This is a genomic window from Moorena sp. SIO4A1, from assembly GCF_010672065.1.
Taxonomy (GTDB): Bacteria; Cyanobacteriota; Cyanobacteriia; order Cyanobacteriales; family Coleofasciculaceae; genus Moorena.
The window spans coordinates 1-1220 of sequence record NZ_JAAHHX010000878.1; the positions used below are offsets into that span (position 1 = coordinate 1).

Here is a 1220-nt window from a genome sequence, read left to right on the forward strand (position 1 = left end):
CAGATTACTGGCTTATTAGCCAACAATTGGGACTGAAACATTATTATGTAAAAGGAGAGAATTTTGACTGTAAACCTATTCGAAAATTAATGTATACTAGCTCACTAACAGAAGATATATTAGTTAACCTAGATTACCTTCAATCAGTAATTAAAATTACTGGTCTAAATCAGCTAATATCAAGGGCTTATCACCAATAAGGAGGCCAACAATGCCATTTAACTCAAACTATTTGAGAATCAAAAAAACTAAGAGTGTGGCAAAAAAAAAATTAATAAATTATAGTTGATAGGTAATATCAACTAGGATAAAGAAGGAGTTATAGTAAATGTCTTCTATTGTTGCTGACCCAGATGTTGAAGTTATCCCAACTAACGAAGATGGCTTCGTGATTTTAGGACCAGACGATCAACCAAGTAATATTGATGGCAGCGGTGGTCTAGATGTTATTCAGACTGGTGATCAAACCGATGACATTAGCGGTGGTGACGGGGATGATGTGGCCCTGGGTGGAGCCGGAGATGACCAAATCACTGGCGATGAAGGGGATGATGTGGTGCTGGGTGGAGAAGGAAATGATAACCTGATCATAGGACCAGGCAGTGATGTGGCGATCGGAGGTCCTGGAAATGATACATTTACCTTCGAGTTTTTTGACGATGCACCGGATATTATTACTGAGTTTCAGTCTGGAGAAGATAAAATCGTGATTCCAGGGGTTAGTGACCAGACTAACGTGACTTACGACCCGATCACTGGTGAGCTAAAAGTCGATGGGCAAACCATTGCTCAATTGAGTTCAGGTTTGGATCTTGAAATTAATCAAACTGACGATGGTTTTGAGATACTTTAGTAGGTCAGTAATCAGCATATGCGCATTCGCGCACGCGTGCGCGTTCAGCTATCAGCAATCAGCGATTAGCGCTACGCGCAGCGTGCGCGAACAGCAATCAGCGATTAGCGCTACGCGCACGCTGCGCGAACAGCAATCAGCTATCAGCTTATGCTTTAGATCACAGCGTCGAAGCCTGTGCCACGATCTTTGAGGTGCCAAAGGCCACTGACCGCTGACCACTAACCGCTAACTACTGACTACTGACCGCTGACCACTGACCGCTGACCGCTGACCGCTTAATGCTTGATTTGAGATGTGAACATAACTTTAATTAGGAAAGGTAACAGGCAAGAGTTAATAAGGAAAGGCAACAGGCATGCATGCA

2 protein-coding genes are annotated in these 1220 nt (G+C 43.1%); both read left to right on the top strand.

Annotated features, from left to right (window positions below; genetic code table 11):
• A partial coding sequence (locus tag F6K53_RS43715; RefSeq protein WP_293087046.1) for a hypothetical protein occupies positions 1–200 on the top strand: 200 nt, incomplete at its 5' end.
• A 128-nt stretch (positions 201–328) separates the two neighbouring features.
• Positions 329–853: a hypothetical protein gene (locus F6K53_RS43720; RefSeq protein WP_293087049.1), complete on the top strand. Its 525-nt coding sequence runs from the start codon at positions 329–331 to the stop codon at positions 851–853.
• Positions 854–1220: the final 367 nt, after the last annotated feature.

Excerpts from the sequence above, each read along its gene's own strand:
- F6K53_RS43720 (WP_293087049.1), top strand. The coding sequence starts at position 329 with ATGTCTTCTATTGTTGCTGACCCAGATGTTGAAGTTATCCCAACTAAC.